This is a genomic window from Pseudomonas sp. GM33 (genome assembly GCF_000282295.1).
GTDB classification, from domain to species: Bacteria; Pseudomonadota; Gammaproteobacteria; order Pseudomonadales; family Pseudomonadaceae; genus Aquipseudomonas; species Aquipseudomonas laurylsulfatiphila.
The window spans coordinates 128,883-152,450 of the sequence record NZ_AKJO01000003.1 but is presented as its reverse complement, the minus strand read 5'-3'; the positions used below and the strand labels follow the sequence as shown (position 1 = coordinate 152,450).

The following is a 23,568-nucleotide window of genomic DNA, read 5'->3' as shown; positions in this document are numbered from 1 at the left end:
GAGCCGAGGCTCGCCGCCAGCGTCAGGACGTGGCTGCGATCCTCCAGCGGGCTGTCGATGGATTGCAGGCGCAAGGTGCCGAAGGTCAGCGTCCCGGTCTTGTCGACTACCAGCGAGGTCAGGTCCGCCAACTCTTCGAGGAACGCAGAACTGCGGATCAGAATCCCGTGGCGTGCCGCCACCGCCACACCCGCAATCGCCGTGGCCGGCGCCGACAACACCAGCGCACAAGGACAAGCCGCCACCAACACCGCGAGCATTGCCTGGGCGTTGTTGGTGATGAACCAGGTCACGGCCGCCAGCAGCAATACCAGCACCATGTAGCTGCCGGCATAGCGCTCGAGCAAGCGGGTAATGGGCGGCTTCGAACGCTCGGCGTTTTGCATCAGGGCAATCACTTTGCCGAGGGTCGACTCATGGCCGGTGCGGGTCACTTCGATTCGCAACAGACCATCGAGGTTGATCGCGCCACCGAACACCGACATGCCGACACCGGCCTCCATCGGTACCGATTCGCCGGTAATGGAGGCGGTGTCCAGACTGGCCTGGCCAGACAACACCCGGCCATCCGCCGGTACCCGGTCCCCGGCGCGCACCTCGACCCGATCACCGGCCTTGAGCGTGCCGTTGTCGACTTCGATGATGGAGCCGTCCGCCTGAATCTTTCGCGCGTGGCTGCGGGTCAGTTTACCGAGGGCGTGAATAGCCTCCTGGGAACCGATCACGCTGCGCTCCTCCAGCACGTGGCCGAAGATCATGATGATCGGCAACAGGGCCGCCGTCAGCAGATCCCCGGTGGCCCAGGCACCCAGCATGGCCAGGGCGATCAATTGATCAGTGATGCCGTGCAGGCTTGGATAACGCAGGCTGTACCAGGCCGAACGCATGACCGGTACAGCAACCAGCAACGAAGCAAACCCCAACAGCAACTGACTGACACCGGTCTGCTCCGGCGCCAGCCAACGCCAGATCAGGCCCAGCGCAAGCAGGCCCAATGCGAGCATGGCCAGGGTCAACTGGCGCGCGGCGCGGCGTTGTTCAGCCGAAGACAACAGGCTCGGTGCGGCGGCGGTTTGAACGGTCATTGTGCAGCTCCCTGAATGATCAGGCGGGAATCGTCTTGGGGATCGACCGTGGTGACTGAACCGGCCTGGCCGAGAATTTTCGGCATGCGCTCGCGATAAATGCGCAGCAACATCTGCGGGTCGATACCTTGCTGCTCCGCCTTGGCCAGGCTCAACACGGTGGCCGTATCGGCAGACGCTTTGGCCAGCCGTTCACTCGCCTGGGCATGGGCCACTTGCAGCGTACGGTCGGCTTGCTCGTTGGCGGTTTGCGTCAGCTTCTCGGCTTCGGTGCGTGCATTGGCGACCGCCTTATCGGCTTGCTGGCTGGCGGTCAGTACCGCGTTGAAAGCGTTCACTGCAGGGCTTGGCAAACTCGACTGCACATCGACCCGTGCCACTTCGATGCCCAAGCCTTGCCCTGTTGCAGTGAGTTCGGCCAGCCGTTGATTGATGCCCTGCACCAGATCACCGCGCAAGCGCTCCCGTCGTTCCGCCGCCTGGCTATCGGCACCGATCAGTTCCGGACGAGCGACCAGAATGGTGTCCAGATCCCGTGCGGCCGTGAGCGCCAGTGCGCTGCGGGTCACCAGCCGATCCAGAGCCGGCAACACATGTTCGCCCTGAAGCACAAACGCATAGGGCTCGGTGACCTTGTAGAAAACCCGCACATCGAGTTGCACCACGCCGGCGTCACCCGTTAACAGATAGCCGGAGCCTGCGAGGGCATCGCTGATGGGCGTGGCAAAACTGGCCACACGATCAGCCTGCGTCGCGGCATCACTGCGCAACAGACTTTCCACTCGACGCTCGATCACCCGATCCGCCGCCGGCAACAAAATCACCTGCTCGAAGGGTTGCGGCCAAGCCAGAAGCAGCCCGGCATTCTGAATGCGATCCAGCGCGCCGAAATGCAAAACCACGGCGCGGTTTTGTGGATCGATCTGCCGCACATTGGAAAACGCCCACGCCAATGCCGCCAACACCGTCACCGCGTACAGGGCAATAAACGCCAGGCGCCCGGCTTGAATCCAGGGGCTGCTCAACTCATTTGTTCCACGTGGAACCAAACTCATGGCTGTGATCCGGACTTGATGTCGAGGCTCGGCGGACCGTCAACCAGCACCCGGAACGGTGCGGCGTCGGTGCGCAGAATCAGCTTGGTGCCCGGGGTCACCACAGTGCCCAAGGTGTCGAGCGAGCGCAGCAGGTTGTAAAGCTGCGGTGAAGCCGCATAGGCGCGACCATAAATCTGCGCCGCTTCGACCCGCGATTGCGCTTCGATATCTGCCGCTTTCACTGTGGCATCAGCCTGCACAATTCGCGCATCACGTTCGGCGGCAGAACGAATTTGTGCGGCTTCACGCTTACCGATGGCCGTGCGTTCAGTGGCGATGGTTTCACGCTCAGCGCGCATCCGGTCGACAGTCGCGGTGAGCGTTACCGAAGGCAGCGTCAGTCTTTCGATACCGACCTGCAACACGCGCACGCCATACGTGGTGAGCAACTGCTGATCGATTTGCTTGCGCAGTTGCGCTTCGAAATCGGCGATGCGTACCTGGCTGGCATCGGTATTGACCAGGCTCGCCAGATCGAAACTGCTGGCGGTGGTCTCCAGTGCGGAGCCGACAAAGGTACGAATCTGTCGTGCAGCCTCATCAGGCTGGTTCTGCACCGCCCGCATGAAACGTTGCACATTGTCCGGATCGCCTTGCACCTGCCACGCCACATAGGCCTGGACGATAATGCGCAAACCGTCCCGGGTGCCGACATCCTGCAAACCGCTGGACGTGGTGCGCAGCCGCAGATCCACCGGGATCGCCGCCTCGAACGGTGCCGGCCAGCGCCAGCCCAGCCCCGGCTCCAGCAAAACCCGTGAAGGGTTGCCGAAGCGCGTGATCATTGTGGCCTCCCCCGAACGCACCTGCACCAGGCTCGCCGCGGCGACGGCAAACGCCACCAGCAATGCCGCCCAGCCCATGCGGCGCCACGGGAATGGACCGGCCTCTTGCGGATCGCCGTGGTGATGATGGTGATGGCCGTGATGGTGATGCCCGCCATGGCCGTGATCGTGGCCGCTGTGGTCATCGTGATCGTGCGTCTGGGACTGGCTCAATTGGCAGCTCCTGGATGAACGGTTTTACGCGACGGCGCGGGGTCAACCGGCGGCGTGAAAGTACGGAGGTCGATGGTCGGCGCATTGCTGCTGCCGCCCAGACGATGGTCCAGCACCAGCAATCTGGCGTTGGCCAACCCCTGGGACAACTGACTGAAATATTGCTCCAGCACAAAGGCCTGGCCAGCGCTGGCATAGGCTTTCTGCTCGGCGTTGAATTTCAGGTCCGCAGCCTGAGCGCCCGCATTGATTTCACGGGCGCTGGCCGTCGCCTGATCGCCGGCGATGCTGGCCTGCAACTGCGCCTGGTTAGTGGCTTCGGCGGCGGCACCACGTTCACGGGCAATCAAGGCTTGCGCCCCAATCTGCGCCGCTTGCACGCCGTGATAGGCGTTGGCGGCACCGGCCGGCGGGTGAATCGCCTCGACCACCGTGGCGAGAATTTCCACGCCGCTGTCGAGTTTTTTCAGGTCCGCCTGTACGGCGCGGCCGATTTCTTCCGCCAGCCCTACCCTGTCCTCCCCCAGTAAACCGTCGAGGGTGCGCGAGGCAAAATCGTGAACCAGGATTCGGCTGGCGGTGCTGCGAATCAACATCGGCACATCGGCACTGTTATAGGTCGCGGCCAATGCCGCCTCATCGCTCAGACCGATGCGATAAACGAAGCGCACATCCATGTTGACGATCTGAAAGCTCTGCCTGTCGGCTCGACTGCTGGCGATCACCTGGGATTTGTCGTTCACATGGCTGGCGTCCCACAGGCGATTGGCAATTGCCGGGGCCGGGCCTTCGGCAGGGTCTGCCTGGGTAGGGGGCGTGGTTTCGCCAACACTGGTGGCCAACTCGTGAACCACGCCATTCTCGACGCTCAACACCCGGCCCAATGGCCAAGGCAGGCCTAGATGCAAACCGGGGCCAAACACCTCCACCGGCTTGCCGAATCGTTCATAGATGCCGCGCCCTTGCAGCGCAATTTCGTGAATGCCCGTCAGCGACCAGCCAACCAGCGAAATCACCGCCAACACGGGAACGAGAGCTCGACGCATGTACGTGAAGGCCCAGATCTGCCGCAGATCTATACCGAAGCGGTTGTGTAATTCGTGCTGCAACGCCAGCAATGGCTGTGGTGGCCAACGCAGCATATCGGCGACAAAGCTGCGCGCCAGTAACTCCGGCTCAAGGCGTTCACGGCGCGGACTGAACAATGACAACACCGCACGCAGCAACAATTCTGCCGCCACCAGCCCCGGCAACAGTCCGGACAACACCGCCAGGCGTACGGGCCATATCGAGGATTCATCGGCAAACAACAGACAAAACGCAGCGAGTAGCAGGCTGATGATCGGCACACGGGTCAATTGCGCCAACGCGGCGGCCTCAGGCCATTGCGCGGTGTTTTCCTGCGCCAGATGACGCTCCATCACCAACAGGCCGAAGGCCAATAGCAATGAGCATGCCGCCCCGATAGTGGCCGCCAACCCCAGCGCTGCCGGGGGCAACGAAAGGTCCCAGGTCTGTTCGACGCCCAATACTGCCAACAACGCCCAACCGCCAAGCCACAGCATCGGCGCGCCCATTTGCCCGAGCAGGTTGTGCGATTGCCGACTGATCCGGTCCAGCAAACGTTCATACCAGCCCAAAGGCTCGGCAGATTCGTCGACAACGACCACCGGCGCCACGGGATTCATGGCGCGGGCACGCCATTGGGCGACCCACCAGGCCGATTGCAAGCCCGCCATCAACACCACAAACGCAGCGCTCAAATTCAGCAACAACGCTGGCCACAACGTTTTCGAGGCGAACAGCCCGGCAAAAAACGCCAGCAACGCACCCACGGTGGCGAGTACGCCCGCACCGATGGCGAACTGGCGCAAACGCCGCCCTTGAATGAACGCCTGCTGAAAACGCGGCAATCCGGCCAGCGGCGTTTCATCAACATCGAGATCGACTTGCATACCACCCCAGAGCGTCTTCGCTTACAGGACAATTCGTTACGATATAACGGAAATAGTGAAATTTCCGTATTCAAGCGCGCTATCTAAAGATGCCCAACCTGTCGCTAACCTGAAGCCTTGACCGAAAGGTTGCGGCGCAAATATATTACGCTCGTAATATTATTCAGGAACTACTTTTACCCATCCCCTTTCGATCCAGGAGTACATCCATGAGCACTTATGACGTCGTGATACTCGGCGGTGGCCCCGGCGGTTACAACGCGGCGATCCGCGCCGGACAACTGGGTCTGAAGGCGGCCTGCGTGGAAGGGCGCGCCACACTCGGCGGCACCTGCCTGAATGTCGGCTGCATGCCATCCAAGGCATTGCTGCATGCCTCCGAACTGTACGACGCGGCCATGGGCGCGGAATTCGCCAATCTGGGGATCGACGTCAAGCCCAGCCTCAACCTCGCCCAGATGATGAAGCAAAAGGATGAAAGCGTTACCGGGCTGACCAAGGGCATCGAGTTTCTTTTCCGCAAGAATAAAGTCGACTGGATCAAGGGCTGGGGCCACATCGACGGGCCGGGCAAAGTCACGGTGACCGACACCGCCGGCGGCAAGACTGAGTTGAACGCCAGAGACATCATCATCGCCACTGGTTCCGAACCCACTCCCCTGCCCGGCGTAGACATCGATAACAAGCGCATCCTCGACTCCACCGGCGCCCTGGCGCTGACCGAGGTGCCCAGGCATCTGGTGGTGATCGGCGCTGGCGTGATCGGCCTGGAGCTGGGTTCGGTCTGGCGACGCCTGGGGGCGCAGGTGACGGTGGTCGAGTTCCTTGACCGGATTTGCCCCGGCGTCGACATCGAAGCAGGCAAAACCCTGCAACGCTCCCTGAGCAAGCAAGGCTTGAGCTTCAAGCTGAGTTCGAAAGTGACCAGCGCCACCACCTCCGCCACCGGTGTACAGCTCAGCATCGAGCCTGCCGCAGGCGGCACTGCCGAGTTGCAGGAAGCGGATTATGTATTGGTGGCCATCGGGCGCCGACCTTATACACAGGGCTTGGGCCTGGAGAACGTCGGCCTCGCCACGGACAAGCGCGGCATGCTTGCCAACAAGGGGCATCGCACCGAAGCCGCCGGGGTCTGGGTGATTGGTGACGTGACCTACGGCCCCATGCTCGCGCACAAGGCCGAGGACGAAGCCATGGCCTGCGTCGAACAGATGGTCGGCAAGGCTGGCGAGGTCAACTACAACCTGATTCCCAGCGTGGTCTACACCAAGCCGGAGCTGGCCAGCGTCGGCAAGACCGAGGAGCAGCTCAAGGCCGAAGGCCGGGCGTACAAGGTGGGCAAATTTCCGTTCACTGCCAACAGCCGGGCGAAGATCAACCATGAAACCGAAGGCTTCGCCAAAGTGCTGGCCGATGAGCGCACGGACGAAATCCTCGGCGTGCATCTGGTCGGCCCGAGCGTCAGTGAAATGATCGGCGAGTATTGCGTGGCCATGGAATTCAGCGCCTCGGCCGAAGACATCGCCTTGACCTGCCACCCACACCCGACCCGCTCCGAGGCGTTGCGCCAGGCGGCGATGAATGTGGAGGGGATGGCGACGCAGATGTAGAGCTTTAAGCGTTGCAGTGACTGTTCTATCGCCTTCGAGAGCAAGCCCGCTCCCACATTGGTTTTGTGGCGCACACAAATCAAATGTGGGAGCGGGCTTGCTCGCGAAGGCAGACGACTCGGTCTAAAGCGGCAAATGCTCCAACGGCAACGCCCCCGGCGCCTTCACCGTATGAATCGCAAAGTTGCTGCGGATGTCGCTCACCCCCGGCAGCTTCAGCAAACGCCCGGTGAGAAACCGGTCATAGGCACGCAAATCCGGCACCACCACCTGCAGCAGAAAATCCGATTCCCCTGATACCAGGAACGCCGAAATCACCTCGGGCAATGCCGTCACCGCCAGGCGAAAGGCTTCGGCCTGTTCGTCGTTATGGCGCTCGACCTTGACCCCGACAAACACCGTGAGCCCCAACCCCACTTCGTCGCGATCCAGATTGGCCTGATAGCCGCGAATCACCCCCGCCTCTTCAAGCATCCGAACCCGGCGCAAGCACGGCGATGCCGACAGGCCGATCTCGTCTGCCAGCTGCACATTGCTCAGGCGGCCGTCCCGTTGCAGTGCGGCGAGAATCTTGCGGTCGTAGGCGTCGAGTTTCATGGCTTGGCAGATTCCGATGGTACATGCGAAAGAAAGTGGCAGATTATGCCAATACAGCCGCCGATAGAAGCTGACAACGCAAGCACCTGCCCTGCCCTCCGGCCCTAGACTGGCACTACCGAATCGACAACGAATGGGGGTGCAACGTGGACGGACTCTGGATGTTTTTCATGGCGCTGGCGGTGGTCTATCTGTTGCCGGGGCCTGACATGATCCTGCTGTTGCAGACGGGTGCCCGCCAGGGAAAAGGCGCCGCGCTGGCCACCGCCGTGGGGTTGGGCATCGCCCGGGGTTGTCATGTGGGATTGGCGGCGCTGGGGTTGGCGGCGCTGTTCAAGGCGGCGCCCTGGACCTTCGATGTGGTGCGCCTGGCAGGCGCCGCGTACCTGCTGTGGATCGGCATTCAGTGCCTGCGGACGACGATGCTGCCGAACCTCGGCAGCGCCGACACAACCGGCGAAAAACCGCGCTGGAGCATCGCCATCCGGCGTGGCTTGCTGACCAACCTGCTCAACCCCAAGGCATTGTTGTTCTGCTCGGTGCTGCTGCCGCAATTCATCAACCCACAAGCCGGGCCGGTGCTCGGACAGTTTGCGACCCTGGGCGTGGTGCTGGTCGGTGTCGGTCTGCTGTTCGACAGCACCTACGCCCTGATTGGCGCGGCACTCGGCCGTTGGCTGCAACGCAGCCCTTCAGCCCAGCGCCTGCAACAATGGTTGTTCGGCAGCCTGTTGATCGGTTTCGCCGTGCGGCTGACCTTTGTGCAACAGGCTTGAACCTCACGGCGCCTTGCGGCGGCGACGCTTGAACAGACACAGCGCGACTGCCGCGAACGCCAGTACGCTACCGACCTGCAACGGCGTCTTGTAGGGGCGCAAGGCTGAACGCGCCGCGTCGGTGACTTGAGTCACGTAGCGCTTGTCGGCGTTCTCGAAGTCGGGGTACGGGCATTGGTGGCCGAAGTCGGCGGCCCACTCCACGTAAGCCCCTTCTTTGACGTAACGCTGATAAATCGCACGTTGCTCCTCTAGGCTGCTGTTCCACCCCGAGGCCTCGCACAGCACCGCCGCAAACGCCTGACTGGTGTGAGGCAAGTTATCCGCTGCCCTGCTCGCCAGCGCCGTGGCTACGAAGCGATAGTGATAACGCTGATCGGGCTGGGCGGCGCTGGCCTGCTGACGCTTCAATTCATCTTCGGCCATCAATGGACCGACTTTGAGTTCAGCGTTTTCAAGGATGTAATTACCGCCGAACGTGGCGTAATCCGGCGCCATTTCGTAGCCCAGAATATCCATGCCCCACTCACGCGCCGTCCAGGCGGCATTGAACAGTGCAGCGGCCCGACGGGTCGGCCACCAGGCTGAATCTGCCGCCTGGCGTTGCTCGCCGTACAACCTGGCCTTGTGCCGCAAGCCGTCATTTTCGAAGTACGCCAGCGCTTGCTCGTAATGGCCTTCGCGCAACAAACGCCGCCCCAGCAGATTGCGCAGGCTCGCTGCCACTGGCAAGGGCACGTAGTTGTCACGTTCCTGCTGGGTGAGCGGTGGCGGGGCCGGCACTTGGGTGTCGACGTAGTGCTTGAGCTCTTCGAGGGTCAACACGCGTTCGGCAACGGTGGCGGCGTCGAACCAGTAAATGCTTTGGCTGCGATACAACTGATCGAAGGCTTGCAGGTAATCCCCGCGCTGCAGGGCGAGGATCGCACTTTCACCCTCGACCCGGCATTTGGGCTGGAGCGTTTCGTAATCGTAGTCCGGGGTTCGCCGCTCGCCCCAGGACTCATTCTGCGGAAAGGCCTGGGCCGCTTTGGCATAGGCTGCGGCGGCTGCGTTTGTATCGCCGTCGCGCACCGCCAGTTTTGCCCGCAGCCACCAGGCCAACCCGCCATCGCCGGCATGCTCGAGGAACGCCTTGGCGCTGGCGTAATCGCCCTGTTGATAATTCATCGCCGCCAGGCGGTCGGCGTTTTCGAGACTGCCGCGCGTGCTGTTTTGCAACAGCTTGATCATTTTCTGTTCGTTCGGTGGTTGCTCGCCAAACGACCAGCCCAAGCGGCTAATCAAGGACGCGGTCACCAACTGCTGCACGGGCTGACCCTTGAGCAACTCGGCTACTTGATCCTCCGGCAGCGTCATCAGGTCCGCCATCAACAGCTTCAACGAGGAATAGCCCACCGCGGAGCCGTGCAGATTCTGCGTGGCGTACAGCTCGATGGCTCGGTTCCAGTCGCCGGCAGCGCGCACGACCCGGGCTTCTTCGCCGAGGCTGGCGACACCCAGTTCCAGCGGATCGCTGAAGCCGTCGATGCTCAGTTGCCGGGTTTGCTCGAAGGCCTTTGCCGATTGTTCGAGCAAATCGGGCGCCGCATTGGCTTCGGCACTCATGGCGAACAACGCGCGCCCCAGCGAGTAAGCCGCCCAGGTGCTGCGCGAAGCCCGTTGCTCGGCGGGCAAGGCCAGCACTTTCTTGAAATACCCGGCGGCCAAGGCATTATCACCGGCGCCAAATGCCACAGCGCCCGCCAGGTACCACCTGAGCTCGAGCGGCAGTTGCGCGCCTTCGGCTTCAACCTGATGGGCATCCGTCAGGCCGCGCAGGTGTTTCACCAGCACTTGTTGTTCAGCGGAAAGGCCCGCCTGTTCGGCCTGATCCCGTAGCGCTACCGCGTCAGGTTGATCGCTGTAGTCGGCGCCAGCAGTGACGCTCTTCAAGCCGTTGATGGCGTGGCCGAGGCGGCTGATTTCAAAGCTGAAGTTGCCTTCGGGCAGTTCCGTCAGCGACTGGCCACGGTTATCCAGCAGGCGCATGGGAAAGTCCGGGCCGCAGGCCAGCGCCGAGCCCAGCGGCAGGCTGAGGCTCAGGCAAAGCAAATGACGCGGCCAGTTACGGGTGAACATTCGAACCTCCTTGATCAATGTGTGCACAGCGAGCCCAACCGATGGCACGCTGTCCGCCGGCCGGAATTCGGCCATCGCGCAGGCGGGTGAAGGTAAGCAGATCCGGTCGCTGTTGCAACGCGTAACCGGCCAAGGCATCGGCCCCGTCACAGCCGCTGACGGCGAGTGTCAGGCGTTCGGGCCAGGCGCTGTCGAGGTTGCCCTGGTTGCTGATGCCGATGTCATAGAGCCCATTGTCGGCCGAGAGTTGCAGCGCCAACTGACTGTCGAGCACATCAGCACGCGCCACGGCGCGCAAGGTGGTCAGGCTCCAGGCCCGGCGGTCGTTGGCCAATGGCAGGCGAAACCAGATCAGGCCCGCCAGATGCTCGGGTGGATCGGCACGCAGTTCGGTGCCGAGGGTGCGCAGTGACTGCGGATCGGCGAGTAATTCCCGGCGCAGGCCTTCGCGCTCCAGCGTCACTTCGCTTTCCACAACCGGTGCGCCCTCCGCCGACGGCAGCAACGCTACGCCATAAGCCGGCAGCGCCAGATAGAACGGTTTTGTCGTGACGCGGCTCCAGGCCTTCGCCCATTGCCGGGCCTGATCGGCATCAAACAAGCCGCGACGCGGATCGCTCACCGCGTGCACCTGCAACACGCTGCTGTCGACTGTGGATAACAACGCCGGCAGTTCGTGACTGTCGAGCCAGGACGGCAGCGCCGTGATGCTCAGCGGCAGCGAAGTTGGCAATGCTTCACGCAAATGCGCGAGAAATTCGCGGTACGAAGGTAGCCGGGCATTGCCGGCATCGTGGTCGATTTCCACGCCGGCGAGGTTCAACCCTTGCCCCTGCCAATCGCTGATCACCTGGCGGATCTGCGCGGTGATCTCTTGCTGATCGAGTGCCTTGAGCTGCCCATCCAGGCGCACCACCGCAATCACCGGCCGACCATCGCGCCTGAGCAATACCGGGTCGATGCGGGCACGGCTCCAGCCGGCATTGGGGAAGGCCTGCAAGGCCAGCACCCGCAACGTTGAAAAGTCGGCATGGCTGTCCCTGAGCGCGGCGTCGTGGGCCGGTGTCCATTGCCGCTGCCAGACGTAGAGTTGCTGATCCAGCGGCGGTGCGTCGTGCCTTTCGCATCCGGCGGTCAGCACCAGCGCCAGCAGCAAGGCGATCGAGCGAGTGAAAAAAACCATTGAAACGCCTGTTCCTGAAATGCAGAAAGGGCCGCAAACCTTGTGGGAGCGGGCTTGCTCGCGAAGGCGGTGTGTCAGCAACGTTGATGTTGACTGACACGACGCCTTCGCGAGCAAGCCCGCTCCCACAATGTCAGGGGCTTGACCGAATGGCCTTAGCCTCTGCGGCCCTTTTCGTTCTGCCACTACCCTACCCAGCCATCGACCAGCGGGCAATGTTCAGCGGTAATCTTCCTTCAGATATCGAGCACCAACGGCTGCGCCCCCTGCGCCGGAATCGCACAGCAAATCAGCACCTGTCCGTCATCCGGCACCTCCGCCGGTGGCAGCGGGTAATGCACCTGACCGCTGACCAGGCGCGTCTTGCAGGTGCCGCAGGAGCCGCCGCGACAGCTGAACTCCGGGCGCAGGCCACGGCTTTCCGCCAACTCCAGCAAACTGCCGCCCTCCGGCTGCCAGCGCGCTTCCTTGGCCGAACGCTGGAACACCACGGGCACCGACGTGGTGGCGGCTGGCGGCTGCTCGATGACCACCGCATCGGGGTCCGGACGCCGGCGCAAGGTGGACGGGCCGAAGGTTTCGGCGTGAATCCGCGAGTCGCGAATGTCCAGCTCGCGCAAGCCGTCGTACAGCGCCTGGGTAAAACTTCCGGGGCCACAGACGACAAAGTCCGGTTGATCATAGTCCTCGACGGTCAGCAGCTCCTTGAGCAGCGCGACGTCGATCCGTCCACTGAGGTCGAAGTCCACGCCTTGCACCGCCTCGGCTTCCGGTTGGCTCAGCACACGCACCACCCGCACCGCGTCACCGGCATCTTCGAGCAGGCGATCCAGTTCACGGCGAAACGGCTGGTCGGCCAGCGTGCGCGAGCCCTGGATAAACCACGTCGGGCGGATACGGCGGGTGCGCAATCCCTGGTAAACCACCTCGCGCAGCATCGACAACAGCGGCGTGATGCCCACCCCGGCCGCCAGCAACACCAATGGCCGACGCTCATGGGGCGCCACGGTGAAATACCCTTGCGGCGCCCGCGCCTCCAACAGGTCGCCGACCCGAATCCGCTCATGCAAATGGGTAGAGACCCGCCCGTCGCGCTTCACGCTGATGCGGAAAAAATCATCGGACGGTGCGCTCGATAAACTGTACGTGCGAATGTGCACTTCACCGTCAATGTTGAAGCGCAGGGGCAAATGCTGCCCGGCCAGGAAAAGCGGTAAGCCCGCTCCGTCGGCGGGCTCCAGGTAAATAGAGCGAATACTGTGGCTTTGTTCTTCAATGCGCGTCACCCGCAACGGCCGCCATTGATCGCCCAAGGCTTTGGCCTGCAAACGCGCCGCGGCCTGCTCCCAGGTGCCGGTGAGCAAACTGGTGGGTGATACGCCGTCGAAGCGCCAGCGCAACGCCAGGGCGGCGGGGCGACGTACAACGTGCTCGACATCGATTGTCCACAGGCGCTCGGCTCCCTGGAACGCCTCGACCTGCGGGCCCTCGAGGATGATTTCGGTGCGCCCGCTGAGCTGCAGCAAATCACCGGTATTGAAATCAATGAACAACAACCCGGCCCGGGGATTGAGCAACAGGTTGCCCAGGGTGTTGAAATGCAGGTTGCCGGCGAAGTCCGGAATGGTCAGGCGATTGCCTTCCACGTGTACGAAACCGGTCTGACCGCCACGGTGTGATACATCCACCGAGCGCTCGCCGTCGACCTCCACATAACTGGCAACGAAGAAAGTGTCCGCCTCGGCGATCATGGCCTTGGCCGCGTCATCCAGTTCGTTGAAGTGTTGCGCGACGCGCGTCGCAGGGTCGGCCAGCGGCACCGAACGAAACTGGCGCAACTGAATGTACTGCGGGCAATTGCCGAAGGACTGATTCACCGTCACCGCGAAACCGCCGGTCGTCATGGCACGCACATGTCCATTGATGCGGTTGCGCCGGCGGGTATGCAACTCGATACCCAACAGGCCGATGGCCGAGCCGTCACTCAACTGCGCGGGATCATCAAAGGCAGGCAGGCTGCTGAACTGCAACAAGCCAGGTGCTGGCGAGTGGGCGAATCCGGGCTGGCCTTCAAGGATACTGGCCCAGGGATGACCGTCGGCATCTACCGCTCCGTACAGCATGAACGGCAACTGCTGATAGAAGGTACGGTGCTGGTCCGGCATCTCGCTGCGAATCACCTTACGACCGAAAACTTCCATTCGTTCGGCAACGCCTACATGCGCCTGCAATTGTTTCTCGCCGGCATGCCAGGGTGAACGGTCCATACGGCTTCTCCCTTGCGCCAATGGCGCAGGTCGGGGCGGCCCGGCAACACCGGGCCGCGAGCATCAGGCAGTTTTTTGCAGGCCGGCGACGGTGCGCGGCATGCCGACAAAACCCGGCAAGGCTTCGATACGGGCCAGCCACGCGCGAATATTGCGGTACTCGTCCAGCGACACATTGCCCTCCGGCGCATGGGCGATGTAGCTGTAGGCGGCAACGTCGGCAATCGTCGGTTCAGTTCCGACCAGATACGCTGTATCGGCCAGTTCGTGATCGATCACCTTGAGTACGGTATGGGCGTAGGCAATCACTTCTTCAGCGTTGTAAGGCGCACCAAATACAGTGATCAACCTGGCCCGGGCCGGACCGAAGGCAATCGGGCCGGCGGCCACCGACAACCAGCGCTGGACGTTGGCCGCCCCCACCGGATCAGCCGGCAGCCAACGGCCGTTGCCGTACTTTTGCGCCAGATACACCAGAATCGCGTTGGAGTCGGCCAATACCACACCCTCATCATCAATCACCGGCACCTGACCGAATGCATTGAGCGCCAGGAACGCCGGTTGCTTGTGTTCGCCTTTGGCGAGGTCAACGAAGATCAGTTCGGTCGGCAATTTCAGCAGGGACAGCATCAACTCGACACGATGCGCGTGGCCGGAACGTGGGAAGTTGTAGAGTTTGATCGCTTGCATGGTCGACACCTCGGGTCAGTGGTGCTGCTCAGGAAGACCAGCGCCGGTGGGTCGTATCTTCCACTCACAAGCAAAACAACAGAATCACCAGCAAACGCAATCCATTATTTCACCGGGTGAAATAAATCAACGCTCGAGCGCCGGATGCTCGCGCAGGGTCTTGACCGCGAAATCCACAAAACTGCGCACCCGGGCCGGGGCTTTGCGGCCGCCCTGATAGAGCACGTGGATGGGCAATGGCGGCAGTTCGAAGTCAGCCAGAACAATCTCCAGCTCACCGGCGGCCACCTTGCTCGCCACTTGATAAGACAGCACCCGCGTGAACCCCAACCCCAGACTGGCTGCCGTGATGGCGGCCTGATTCGCCGTCACCACCAGTCGCGGTTCAGCCCGCACACTCAGGGTTTCGCCGTCTTCAATGAATGGCCAACTCCTGAGTTGGCCAATGGCCGATGTCGCAATGATCGGTGCCTGAGCCAGTTCCTGTGGATGCCTGGGCCGACCATGGCTGGCCAGAAACCGAGGCGAGGCGCAGATCACCCGCCGAACCTCACCCACGCGGATTGCATGCTGATTGCTGTCAGGCAGCTCGCCGATACGGATGGCCACATCGACGCCCTCCTCGACCACGCTCACCACCCGGTCCACCAGCAGCGCGTTGATACAGACCTCGGGATATTGCGTCAGGTAGCTCACCATCAGCGGCGTGACAAACAGCTCGCCAAACAAGACCGGTGCGGTGATGGTCAGTTGCCCACGAGGATGGATATGGCTGCCTGCTGCCGAGTCCTCGGCTTCCTGCACCTCGGCGAGAATTCTCCGACAGTCCTCCAGATATCGCTGACCGGCCTCACTCAAATACACGCTGCGCGTCGTACGCGTGAGCAATTGCGTGCCAATCCGTTGCTCCAGCGCCGCCACCGCTCGGGTGACACTGGCCGCCGACAGACCCAAACGCCGCGCCGCCGCCGAAAAACCCTGTTCCTGGGCGACGGCAGCGAAGACCTGCATTTCCTGGAAGCGGTCCATGGGCATGTCCTCATTTCAAATAAATAAATCGCAACCGAAGACCGGGATGTTAAACGCGAGCGCCCAACAACATAGTTGGGCACCCGACCATCAACTAAATCAACGGGCTACTGCACTCTAGCGCCTCCACCGTAAAAACGAAGCGTGGCACACACCTCAAAGAGTGGAGCGGGGATTTTTGATAATTAATGAGGGTTATTTTCTTGCGACGGATGCGACTGTCCGCAATGATCCGGCCCCGCCCGCTGAAGCGGCTAATGCCGGACCGGGAAAAAGCGCCTTTGGCTCCACTCCCTACTCGCTTCCGGCATGGGTTCATCAGCGGACACTATCCACAGCGGCAGAATTGCAGCCTGCGTAATCAGGCGGAATATTCGACTGCTCCTATACTACAAACCACCCTGTTACCTATTGAGTTTTAGTAGGTACCTCGTTGACTTTTCCCTACATGAAAGAAGGCGTTAGTTGTTGACGCTGGAACGACGGTCCATCGATCCCGCTTTCAAGATTCACCGGTAGGGAAGAGTGAACTTCAACTGGCTGGCTAACCTGGTGACACCGCAAGGAGTTCGAAAATGTTGCGCACTAACATTTCCGCTAGAGCACTGTCCGGGGGTTTGCTCGATGTACTGATACGCGCCGGGCTGATTACGGTGCTGGTATTGTTCTGCTTCCAGATCTTCCACCCCTTCCTCAACCTCATGCTCTGGGCACTGATTCTGGCGATCACCCTGTATCCCCTGCATGCGCTGATCAAGCGCAAGGTAGTCAACAAGGACGGTCGTGCCGCCACCCTGATCGTGGTGGTCGCCCTGGCCTTGCTGATGGTGCCGATCTACCTGCTGGGCACCTCGATCAGTGAATCGATCCAGGGCACCCTGGCGATCCTCAAGTCCGATACGTTGCATATTCCGCTACCCAGCGAAAAAATCGCGTCCCTGCCACTTGTTGGCCAGCCGCTCTACGACTACTGGATGCAGGCCGCCACCAACATGAGCAGCGTGCTCATGAAGCTGATGCCCTATATCAAGTCCATCGGCCTGACCTTGCTGGGCAAAATGGCCGACGTTGGTGTGGGTTTTCTGTTGTTCATCGGCGCCCTGATCATTGCCGGCGTGTTCATGGCCTATGGCGAAAACGGCGAAAGAAGCGCCCTGGCCATCACCTCGCGCCTTTCCGGACCGGAGCGCGGCCCACGCATCACCGAGCTCTGCACCGCAACCATCCGCGCGGTGGCCCAGGGCGTGGTCGGCATCGCGTTCATTCAGATGTTGCTGGTTGGTGTGGGTTTCGTGCTCATGGGTGTCCCCGGTGCCGGCTTGCTGGCGATGGTTGCGCTGCTGATGGGGATCATGCAATTGCCGGTGCTGCTGGTGACCCTTCCGGTGATCGCTTATGTCTTCGCCACCGATGGCACCACCTTGGGCACCATCGTGTTTGGCATCTATAGCCTTATCGCCGGGATGGCCGACAACGTCCTCAAACCGTTGATGCTTGGCCGCGGCGTCGATGTCCCCATGCCGGTGATTCTGATTGGCGCCCTGGGCGGCATGGTCAGTGGCGGTTTCATTGGTTTGTTCATCGGCCCGGTGGCGCTGGCGGTGGGCTACCAGCTGTTCTGGCAATGGGTCCAGGACCAACCGTCTGCCGAACTACTGAACGAAACACCAGAGATCGAGGCGTTGAACGAGACACCGCAAATCGGGACCATGAACGATCAGCGTCCCCTCTGAGGAGGTTGCGCTTGATGCCGCGTCCTGCTCGCATCAGCCGGCTGCTGCTCTGTGGGACCGCCTTGCTGGGGGGCTGCGTGCAACTGGGCCCGGATTTCCAATCGCCGGCCCAGCCTTGGGTCGATCACTGGAACAGCCCGGCCCTGGAGCTCGCCGGCCAACAACACGCGCAACCTGACAGCCGCCAATGGTGGCGCGTGTTTAACGACCCGGTGCTGGACCACTTGATGGCCGAAGCCGATGCCCACAACCCCGACCTGCAGGTCGCAGGCCTGCGGGTCATGGAATCGAGAGCGCAATTGGGCATCGCCCTGAGTGGACGCTACCCGCAATTACAGCAGGCCAGCGCGGACAGCCTGTACCTGAACCGTCGACAATCGGGCGGCGCCAACCCCCAGGACACGCATTTCTGGCAACACAGCGTCGGCTTCGATATTGGTTGGGAGCTGGATTTCTGGGGTCGTTTCAGCCGTGCCATCGAGTCGGCCGACGCGTCCTGGTTCGCCGCCCAGGCCAACTATGAAAATGCCCTGGTGCTGTTGCACGCGCAGCTGGCGCAAAACTACTACGCCCTGCGCACCGCCGAGGCACGCCTGGCCATCGCCCGCAGTAACGCCGCCTTGCAAAAACGCAGCTACGAGATCACCGAGCGCCTGTTCAAAAGCGGGGCCGAGGCCGAACTCGACCTGCAACAGGCCAAGACCCAGTACCTGGGCACCTTGAGTACCATCCCGGATTTCGAGAGCCAAGTGGCGAGCTTGCGAAATGCGTTGTCCACCTTGACCGGCCAGCCACCCGGCTCCATCCCTGACCTGGATCGCAACACCGGGGTGGTGCCCTTGCTCGATACGGCTGTGCTACAGGATGTACCGGCGAACCTGCTGGTGCGGCGTCCCGATGTTCGTGCGGCCGAGCTGCAAGTGGCGGCGCAGTCGGCGTTGATCGGTGTGGCCGAGACTGACCTGTACCCCTCCATCAGTCTGCTGGGCAGCATCGTCTGGTCTGCCAGCTCGCTCAACGGTGCATCCAATACCCTCGACATGGTGGCCGGTCCCAGCCTGCGCTGGAATATCTTCGACCATGGCCGGATCACCAACAACGTCCGCGTGCAGGATGCGCGCTTGCAGCAGTTGATCGTTATCTACCAGGACAGCGTACGCCAGGCTGCACGCGAGGCTGACGATGCCGCGACCGGTTTGATCAAGGCGCTGGAGCGCGACCGGATCCTCAGCGATGCATCGGTGGCCGCCGAACGTTCGGTGACCCTGGCCAATGCCCAGTACCGCGAAGGCTATTCGGATTTCCAGCGCGTACTGGATGCCCAGCGCGCCCTGTTTGCCCAGCAGGATATCTATCTGGTCAACCGTGGCACCGCCGTCAACAGCCTGATCGCCCTGTACAAGGCGCTGGGCGGTGGCTGGTACAGCGACCAGCCGATGATCGACCCGGCCACCCGCCAACAGATGCAACAACGGACCGATTGGGGCGACCTGCTCGACGAACCGAAGGAAAATGCCCATGACTGACAGCCCACAATCGGCCGCCGAGAACAACTCGGCTCCCGCCGCCGACCCGGCCAGAAAAGCCATCAACTGGGTAGTACTGCTGATCATCCTGAGCCTGGTCTGGTACCTGATGGCCGACCGTTACACGCCCTACACGCAACAGGCACGGGTGCAGGCCTTCATTGTGCCGGTGGCGGCCGAGGTATCCGGCCGGGTGACCAAGGTGCACGTGCGCAACAACCAGGACGTCAAGGCTGGCGAATTGCTGTTCGAAGTCAATCCGGAGCAGTACCAGATTGCCGTCGATCGCGCCCGCGCCGACCTTGAGTCGACCCGTCGCCAGGTGGGCGCCAACACCGCTGGCGTCGACTCCAAGCTGGCGTCCCTGCGCGCATCCCAGGCCAATGAGCTCAAGGCTCGCCAGGATAGCCAGCGGCTTGAACGCCTGTATCGCGAAGACCCGGGCACCATCTCGCTGCGCCGCCTCGAGATCTCCCGCGCCACCCTGGAAGAGTCCATCAGTCAGGTCGCCGCGGCCAAGGCCGAAGTGCAACGGGCGCGGGAACAACAGGGCGGTAACGAAGGCGAAAACGCCCAGTTGCTCAGCGCCGCCAGCAACCTCGAAAAAGCCGAGCTGGACTTGAGCAATACCAAAGTCCACGCGCGTTCGGCCGGCCTGATCACCGATTTGCGCACCGATGTCGGCCAGTTCGCCGCCGCCGGTGCGCCGGTGATGACCCTGATCGCCATCCACGACGTGTGGATCAGCGCCGACATGACCGAAAACAACCTCGGCAGTGTCCAGCCCGGGACGCCGGTGTCCATCGTCCTCGACGCCCTGCCAGGGAAAATCTACAAAGGCCATGTGCGCAGCGTCGGCTATGGCGTCGATATCGGCCAGACCACCCAGCCGGGCAGCCTGCCGAAAGTGGAGAACAGCCGCGACTGGCTCCGCCCGGCCCAGCGCTTTCCGGTCATCATCGAGTTCGAACCCGGTGAGTTGACCGGTCCACAAGGCATCCGCTCCGGCGGACAGGCCGAAGTCATGGCCTTTCCGAGCGAAGGTAACCCGTTGAATGTTCTTGGGCGCGTGTTTCTGCGCCTGATGAGCTGGATGTCCTATGCGTATTGAGCGCCCGGCCCGGGTCCAGCGCGCGCTGCGCCTGGGCTTCGGTACGGCGCTGTGCCTGGCGGCGAGCTTCGGTCTGGCCCTGCCCATCCCGTTCCTCGCACCGATGCTGGCGCTGATGATGCTGGCAGCGATGAACCGGCCGTTGCCGTTCAAGGCCAGCCTGGGTCTGATCCTGATCCTGATGTTGACCACCGGGACCGGCCTGCTGCTGATCCCCCTGCTGCGTTACTACCCGTTCAGTGGCGTGTTGCTGGTCGGACTGTGCCTGTTCATGGCGTTCGGTTACGGCCTGCGCGGTGGCAACCCGCTGGTGGCGACATTCCTGGTGGTAGGCCTGACCTTGATCAGTGCCGCCGGAACCGCTGAATTCGCCCTGGCGCTCGAGGTGATAGTAGCTCTGGTCAAGGGACTGTTCCTGGCCGTCACGACGCTGACCATCAGCCATTGGCTGTTTCCCGACCCCGCCAGCGCCCCACCGGCCAAGCCCGGCCCAAACCTTACGCCCAGCGAAAGCAGCTGGCTGGCGCTACGGGCCGCGCTGGTAGTGCTGCCGACGTTCCTGCTGGCCATGATCGACCCGGCCAGCTATCTGCCGATCATCATGAAAGCCGTCAGCCTCGGCCAACAGAGCTGCGCAACCAGCGCCCGCAGCGCCGGCCAGGAATTGCTCGGCTCGACGCTGCTCGGCGGCCTGATGGCGATCCTTTTCTGGTGCGCGCTGAGCCTGTTCGTGAATCTGTGGATGTTTTTTCTGTGGATGCTGTTGTTCGGTTTGCTGGTGGCCAGAAAACTCTACGGCCTGGCCAAAACCCGACAACCACCGAGTTTCTGGCTAAACAGTATGGCAACCCTGATCATTCTGCTCGGCCAATCGGTACAGGACAGCGCAGCGGGCAAGGACGTCTACACCGCCTTCGCCATCCGCATGGGGCTGTTCATTCTGGTGACTTTGTATGCCTGTTTGATGGTGTATTTGCTGGACACGCGGCGGCAACGGCGAATTACGCTCTCCTAGAAACAGAAAAACCCCCTTGAGAGGGGGTTTTTCGTTGTGGATAACTTATTCCACAGTAACCGACTTCGCCAGGTTGCGCGGCTGGTCAACGTCGGTGCCTTTGAGCACAGCGACGTAGTACGACAGCAGCTGCAGCGGGATGGTGTAGAGGATCGGCGACAGGATGTCGTGGATGTGCGGCATGTGCACCACGTGGGTGCCTTCACCGTTGGTCATGCCGGCCTTCTCGTCAGCGAAGACGATCAACTGGCCACCACGTGCACGGACTTCCTGGAGGTTGGACTTCAACTTCTCCAGCAGCTCGTTGTTCGGCGCCACGGTCACTACGGGCATGTCGTTATCCACAAGCGCCAACGGGCCGTGTTTCAGCTCGCCGGCCGGGTAGGCTTCGGCGTGGATGTAGGAGATTTCCTTGAGTTTGAGTGCGCCTTCCATCGCTACCGGGAACTGCGCGCCGCGACCGAGGAACAGCGTGTGGTTTTTCTCGGCGAACAGCTCGGAGATTTTTTCCACAGTGCTGTCCATGGCCAGCGCTTCGCCCAGGCGGGTTGGCAAACGACGCAGTTCTTCGACCAGCGTCGCTTCTACGTCTTTGGCCAAGGTGCCACGAACCTGGCCCAGGGACAGCGTCAGCAACAACAGGCCGACCAATTGCGTGGTGAAGGCTTTGGTCGAGGCCACGCCGATTTCGCGGCCGGCCTGGGTCAACAGGGTCAGGTCGGACTCACGCACCAGCGAGCTGATGCCGACGTTGCAGATCGCCAGGCTGGCGAGGAAGCCCAGTTCCTTGGCGTTGCGCAGAGCGGCCAGGGTGTCGGCAGTTTCGCCGGACTGGGAAATGGTCACGAACAAGCTGTCGGGCTGCACCACTACCTTGCGGTAGCGGAATTCGCTGGCGACTTCGACCTGGCAAGGAATGCCGGCCAGCTCTTCGAGCCAGTAACGCGCGACCATGCCGGCATGGTAACTGGTGCCACACGCGACGATCTGAACGTTGCGCACTTTGGCGAACAGCTCGGCCGCCTGTGGACCGAATGCCTGTACCAGCACCTGGTTCTGGCTCAGGCGACCTTCCAGGGTGCGCTGCACCACGGACGGTTGCTCGTGGATTTCCTTGAGCATGAAGTGGCGGAACTCGCCCTTTTCAGCGGCTTCGGCGCCATCACGGTACTGCACGGCTTCGCGCTCGACAGCCTTGCCGTCAACGTCCCAGATCTGCACGCTGTCGCGGCGGATTTCGGCGATATCGCCTTCTTCCAGGTACATGAAGCGGTCAGTGACCTGACGCAGGGCCAACTGGTCGGAGGCCAGGAAGTTTTCCCCAAGGCCCAGGCCGATCACCAGCGGGCTGCCGCTGCGGGCCGCGACCAGGCGATCAGGTTGCTTGGAGCTGATCACTGCCAGGCCGTAAGCACCATGCAGCTCTTTGACGGTCGCCTTGAGGGCCACGGTCAGGTCGTTCAGATCCTTGAGTTTGTGGTTCAGCAGGTGGGCGATGACTTCGGTGTCGGTGTCCGAGGTGAACACATAACCCAGGGCCTTGAGTTGTTCGCGCAGGGCTTCGTGGTTTTCGATGATGCCGTTGTGCACCACCGCCAGGTCACCGGAGAAATGCGGGTGGGCATTGCGCTCGCACGGTGCGCCGTGGGTAGCCCAGCGGGTGTGGGCGATGCCCAGGCGACCAACCAGCGGCTCGGTGGTCAATGCCTGCTCCAGCTCACTGACCTTGCCCGGGCGACGCAGGCGCTCGAGTTTTTCATCATTGGTGTAGACCGCCACGCCAGCGCTGTCATACCCACGGTATTCGAGGCGTTTCAGGCCTTCGACGAGGATGGCGGTGATATTACGTTCTGCGACTGCGCCGACAATTCCACACATGTTATTTCTCCTGACTGACAGCCGCGCATATCAAATTGATGCCGCGGGCCTGAATCTGATCGCGAGCCTCAAGCGGCAGGCGTTCATCGGTAATAAGGGTATGGACGCTGCTCCAGGGCAGCTCCAGGTTGGGAATCTTGCGGCCGATCTTGTCGGCCTCCACCATCACGACCACTTCACGGGCGACTTCGGCCATCACCCGGCTCAGTCCGAGCAGTTCGTTGAAGGTGGTTGTACCGCGAACCAGATCGATGCCATCGGCACCGATAAACAGCTGGTCGAAATCGTAGGAGCGTAGTACCTGCTCGGCAACCTGCCCCTGGAAAGACTCGGAGTGCGGGTCCCAGGTGCCACCGGTCATCAACAGCACCGGTTCATGCTCGAGTTCGCTCAAGGCATTGGCGACATGCAGCGAGTTGGTCATCACCACCAGGCCGGGTTGCTGGCCGAGTTCCGGGATCATGGAGGCGGTGGTACTGCCACTGTCGATAATGATGCGCGCATGCTCGCGAATCCGCGCAACGGCGGCGCGAGCGATGGCTTGTTTGTACTTGGAAACCGGCTGACCAAGGTCGGCCACCAGTTCCTGAGGCATGGTGATCGCCCCGCCATAACGACGCAGTAACAGACCATTGCTTTCAAGTGCCGCCAGATCCTTGCGAATCGTAACTTCCGACGTTTCGAAGCGCTTGGCCAACTCATCCACACTGACTTCGCCCTGCTCCGTGAGCAAGGCGAGGATGTTGTGACGACGTTGAGGTGTGTTGCGCTTCGACATGAGCTGGTAAGTTTCGATTCGAAAGATAACGGAAGCAATAAAAACCTATCGGCGAAACTTCGTCAAGCGCGGAGTGATGAAAAGACCTGTGGATAAACGAAAAAAGATCGCAGCCTGCG

18 protein-coding genes are annotated in these 23,568 nt (G+C 61.9%); 6 read left to right on the top strand and 12 right to left on the bottom strand.

Features of this window, described 5'->3' with window-relative positions:
• The 4 genes from PMI26_RS28530 to hflK (PMI26_RS28545) form a co-directional block, all read right to left on the bottom strand.
• On the bottom strand, window positions 1-1,085 hold a 1,085-nt coding region (locus PMI26_RS28530; protein WP_007969935.1), incomplete at its 3' end, for an HAD-IC family P-type ATPase.
• Window positions 1,082-2,140: a protease modulator HflK gene (gene hflK / locus PMI26_RS28535; protein ID WP_007969933.1), complete on the bottom strand. Its 1,059-nt coding sequence runs from the start codon at window positions 2,138-2,140 to the stop codon at window positions 1,082-1,084. The genes hflK (PMI26_RS28535) and PMI26_RS28530, both read right to left, overlap by 4 nt.
• Window positions 2,137-3,180, bottom strand: a complete 1,044-nt coding sequence (hflC, locus tag PMI26_RS28540) for a protease modulator HflC (RefSeq protein WP_007969931.1) — start codon at window positions 3,178-3,180, stop codon at window positions 2,137-2,139. Before hflC ends, hflK (PMI26_RS28535) begins: the two co-directional genes overlap by 4 nt.
• Window positions 3,177-5,135, bottom strand: a complete 1,959-nt coding sequence (gene hflK, locus PMI26_RS28545) for a protease modulator HflK (RefSeq protein WP_007969930.1) — start codon at window positions 5,133-5,135, stop codon at window positions 3,177-3,179. The genes hflC and hflK (PMI26_RS28545) overlap by 4 nt, the downstream gene beginning before the upstream one ends.
• A 209-nt stretch (window positions 5,136-5,344) precedes the next feature.
• Between hflK (PMI26_RS28545) and lpdA the strand changes: the two genes are divergently transcribed.
• Window positions 5,345-6,745 carry a dihydrolipoyl dehydrogenase gene (gene lpdA / locus PMI26_RS28550; RefSeq protein WP_007969929.1) on the top strand — a complete coding sequence of 467 codons (1,401 nt, stop codon included), beginning with the start codon at window positions 5,345-5,347 and terminating at the stop codon, window positions 6,743-6,745.
• A 123-nt stretch (window positions 6,746-6,868) separates the two neighbouring features.
• On the opposite strand, the gene PMI26_RS28555 is transcribed toward lpdA, so the two are convergent.
• On the bottom strand, window positions 6,869-7,342 hold the full coding sequence (locus tag PMI26_RS28555) for an Lrp/AsnC family transcriptional regulator (protein WP_007969928.1): 474 nt from the start codon (window positions 7,340-7,342) through the stop codon (window positions 6,869-6,871).
• 146 nt (window positions 7,343-7,488) lie between these two features.
• Between PMI26_RS28555 and PMI26_RS28560 the strand changes: the two genes are divergently transcribed.
• Window positions 7,489-8,118 (top strand): LysE family translocator, encoded by a 630-nt coding sequence (locus PMI26_RS28560; RefSeq protein WP_086776954.1) that lies wholly within the window; start codon window positions 7,489-7,491, stop codon window positions 8,116-8,118.
• 3 nt (window positions 8,119-8,121) lie between these two features.
• On the opposite strand, the gene PMI26_RS28565 is transcribed toward PMI26_RS28560, so the two are convergent.
• The 5 genes from PMI26_RS28565 to PMI26_RS28585 form a co-directional block, all read right to left on the bottom strand.
• Window positions 8,122-10,239 carry a hypothetical protein gene (locus PMI26_RS28565; protein ID WP_007969926.1) on the bottom strand — a complete coding sequence of 706 codons (2,118 nt, stop codon included), beginning with the start codon at window positions 10,237-10,239 and terminating at the stop codon, window positions 8,122-8,124.
• A complete protein-coding gene (locus tag PMI26_RS28570) occupies window positions 10,226-11,422 on the bottom strand; it encodes a DUF3142 domain-containing protein (RefSeq protein WP_007969924.1) in 1,197 nt (398 codons plus the stop codon). Before PMI26_RS28570 ends, PMI26_RS28565 begins: the two co-directional genes overlap by 14 nt.
• A 236-nt stretch (window positions 11,423-11,658) precedes the next feature.
• Window positions 11,659-13,689 carry a pyridoxamine 5'-phosphate oxidase family protein gene (locus tag PMI26_RS28575; RefSeq protein WP_007969922.1) on the bottom strand — a complete coding sequence of 677 codons (2,031 nt, stop codon included), beginning with the start codon at window positions 13,687-13,689 and terminating at the stop codon, window positions 11,659-11,661.
• A gap of 63 nt (window positions 13,690-13,752) precedes the next feature.
• The gene (locus PMI26_RS28580) at window positions 13,753-14,379 is read right to left on the bottom strand and encodes a glutathione S-transferase family protein (RefSeq protein WP_007969921.1); all 627 of its coding nucleotides are present in this window, start codon (window positions 14,377-14,379) and stop codon (window positions 13,753-13,755) included.
• A gap of 126 nt (window positions 14,380-14,505) precedes the next feature.
• Window positions 14,506-15,408: a LysR family transcriptional regulator gene (locus tag PMI26_RS28585; RefSeq protein ID WP_007969919.1), complete on the bottom strand. Its 903-nt coding sequence runs from the start codon at window positions 15,406-15,408 to the stop codon at window positions 14,506-14,508.
• Between the two features lie 575 nt (window positions 15,409-15,983).
• Here PMI26_RS28585 and PMI26_RS28590 point away from each other — a divergent pair.
• Genes PMI26_RS28590 through PMI26_RS28605 form a run of 4 tightly spaced genes read left to right on the top strand, consistent with a single transcriptional unit; the run spans window position 15,984 to window position 20,793 of the window.
• Window positions 15,984-17,141: an AI-2E family transporter gene (locus tag PMI26_RS28590; RefSeq protein WP_007969918.1), complete on the top strand. Its 1,158-nt coding sequence runs from the start codon at window positions 15,984-15,986 to the stop codon at window positions 17,139-17,141.
• Window positions 17,142-17,155: 14 nt separating this feature from the next.
• On the top strand, window positions 17,156-18,667 hold the full coding sequence (locus tag PMI26_RS28595) for an efflux transporter outer membrane subunit (RefSeq protein ID WP_007969917.1): 1,512 nt from the start codon (window positions 17,156-17,158) through the stop codon (window positions 18,665-18,667).
• On the top strand, window positions 18,660-19,778 hold the full coding sequence (locus PMI26_RS28600; protein ID WP_007969916.1) for an HlyD family secretion protein: 1,119 nt from the start codon (window positions 18,660-18,662) through the stop codon (window positions 19,776-19,778). Before PMI26_RS28595 ends, PMI26_RS28600 begins: the two co-directional genes overlap by 8 nt.
• Window positions 19,768-20,793 (top strand): DUF2955 domain-containing protein, encoded by a 1,026-nt coding sequence (locus PMI26_RS28605; RefSeq protein WP_007969915.1) that lies wholly within the window; start codon window positions 19,768-19,770, stop codon window positions 20,791-20,793. The genes PMI26_RS28600 and PMI26_RS28605 overlap by 11 nt, the downstream gene beginning before the upstream one ends.
• 45 nt (window positions 20,794-20,838) lie before the next feature.
• On the opposite strand, the gene glmS is transcribed toward PMI26_RS28605, so the two are convergent.
• Both glmS and PMI26_RS28615 read right to left on the bottom strand, forming a co-directional pair.
• Complete coding sequence (gene glmS, locus PMI26_RS28610; protein WP_007969914.1) at window positions 20,839-22,671, bottom strand: glutamine--fructose-6-phosphate transaminase (isomerizing); 1,833 nt, start codon at window positions 22,669-22,671, stop codon at window positions 20,839-20,841.
• A 1-nt stretch (window position 22,672) separates the two neighbouring features.
• The gene (locus PMI26_RS28615) at window positions 22,673-23,449 is read right to left on the bottom strand and encodes a DeoR family transcriptional regulator (protein WP_007969913.1); all 777 of its coding nucleotides are present in this window, start codon (window positions 23,447-23,449) and stop codon (window positions 22,673-22,675) included.
• Window positions 23,450-23,568 lie beyond the last annotated feature (119 nt).

Excerpts from the sequence above, each read along its gene's own strand:
- hflK (WP_007969933.1), bottom strand. The coding sequence starts at position 2,140 with ATGAGTTTGGTTCCACGTGGAACAAATGAGTTGAGCAGCCCCTGGATT.
- hflK (WP_007969930.1), bottom strand. The coding sequence starts at position 5,135 with ATGCAAGTCGATCTCGATGTTGATGAAACGCCGCTGGCCGGATTGCCG.
- lpdA (WP_007969929.1), top strand. The coding sequence starts at position 5,345 with ATGAGCACTTATGACGTCGTGATACTCGGCGGTGGCCCCGGCGGTTAC.
- PMI26_RS28555 (WP_007969928.1), bottom strand. The coding sequence starts at position 7,342 with ATGAAACTCGACGCCTACGACCGCAAGATTCTCGCCGCACTGCAACGG.
- PMI26_RS28565 (WP_007969926.1), bottom strand. The coding sequence starts at position 10,239 with ATGTTCACCCGTAACTGGCCGCGTCATTTGCTTTGCCTGAGCCTCAGC.
- PMI26_RS28570 (WP_007969924.1), bottom strand. The coding sequence starts at position 11,422 with ATGGTTTTTTTCACTCGCTCGATCGCCTTGCTGCTGGCGCTGGTGCTG.
- PMI26_RS28575 (WP_007969922.1), bottom strand. The coding sequence starts at position 13,689 with ATGGACCGTTCACCCTGGCATGCCGGCGAGAAACAATTGCAGGCGCAT.
- PMI26_RS28580 (WP_007969921.1), bottom strand. The coding sequence starts at position 14,379 with ATGCAAGCGATCAAACTCTACAACTTCCCACGTTCCGGCCACGCGCAT.
- PMI26_RS28585 (WP_007969919.1), bottom strand. The coding sequence starts at position 15,408 with ATGGACCGCTTCCAGGAAATGCAGGTCTTCGCTGCCGTCGCCCAGGAA.
- PMI26_RS28590 (WP_007969918.1), top strand. The coding sequence starts at position 15,984 with ATGTTGCGCACTAACATTTCCGCTAGAGCACTGTCCGGGGGTTTGCTC.
- PMI26_RS28595 (WP_007969917.1), top strand. The coding sequence starts at position 17,156 with ATGCCGCGTCCTGCTCGCATCAGCCGGCTGCTGCTCTGTGGGACCGCC.
- PMI26_RS28600 (WP_007969916.1), top strand. The coding sequence starts at position 18,660 with ATGACTGACAGCCCACAATCGGCCGCCGAGAACAACTCGGCTCCCGCC.
- PMI26_RS28605 (WP_007969915.1), top strand. The coding sequence starts at position 19,768 with ATGCGTATTGAGCGCCCGGCCCGGGTCCAGCGCGCGCTGCGCCTGGGC.
- glmS (WP_007969914.1), bottom strand. The coding sequence starts at position 22,671 with ATGTGTGGAATTGTCGGCGCAGTCGCAGAACGTAATATCACCGCCATC.
- PMI26_RS28615 (WP_007969913.1), bottom strand. The coding sequence starts at position 23,449 with ATGTCGAAGCGCAACACACCTCAACGTCGTCACAACATCCTCGCCTTG.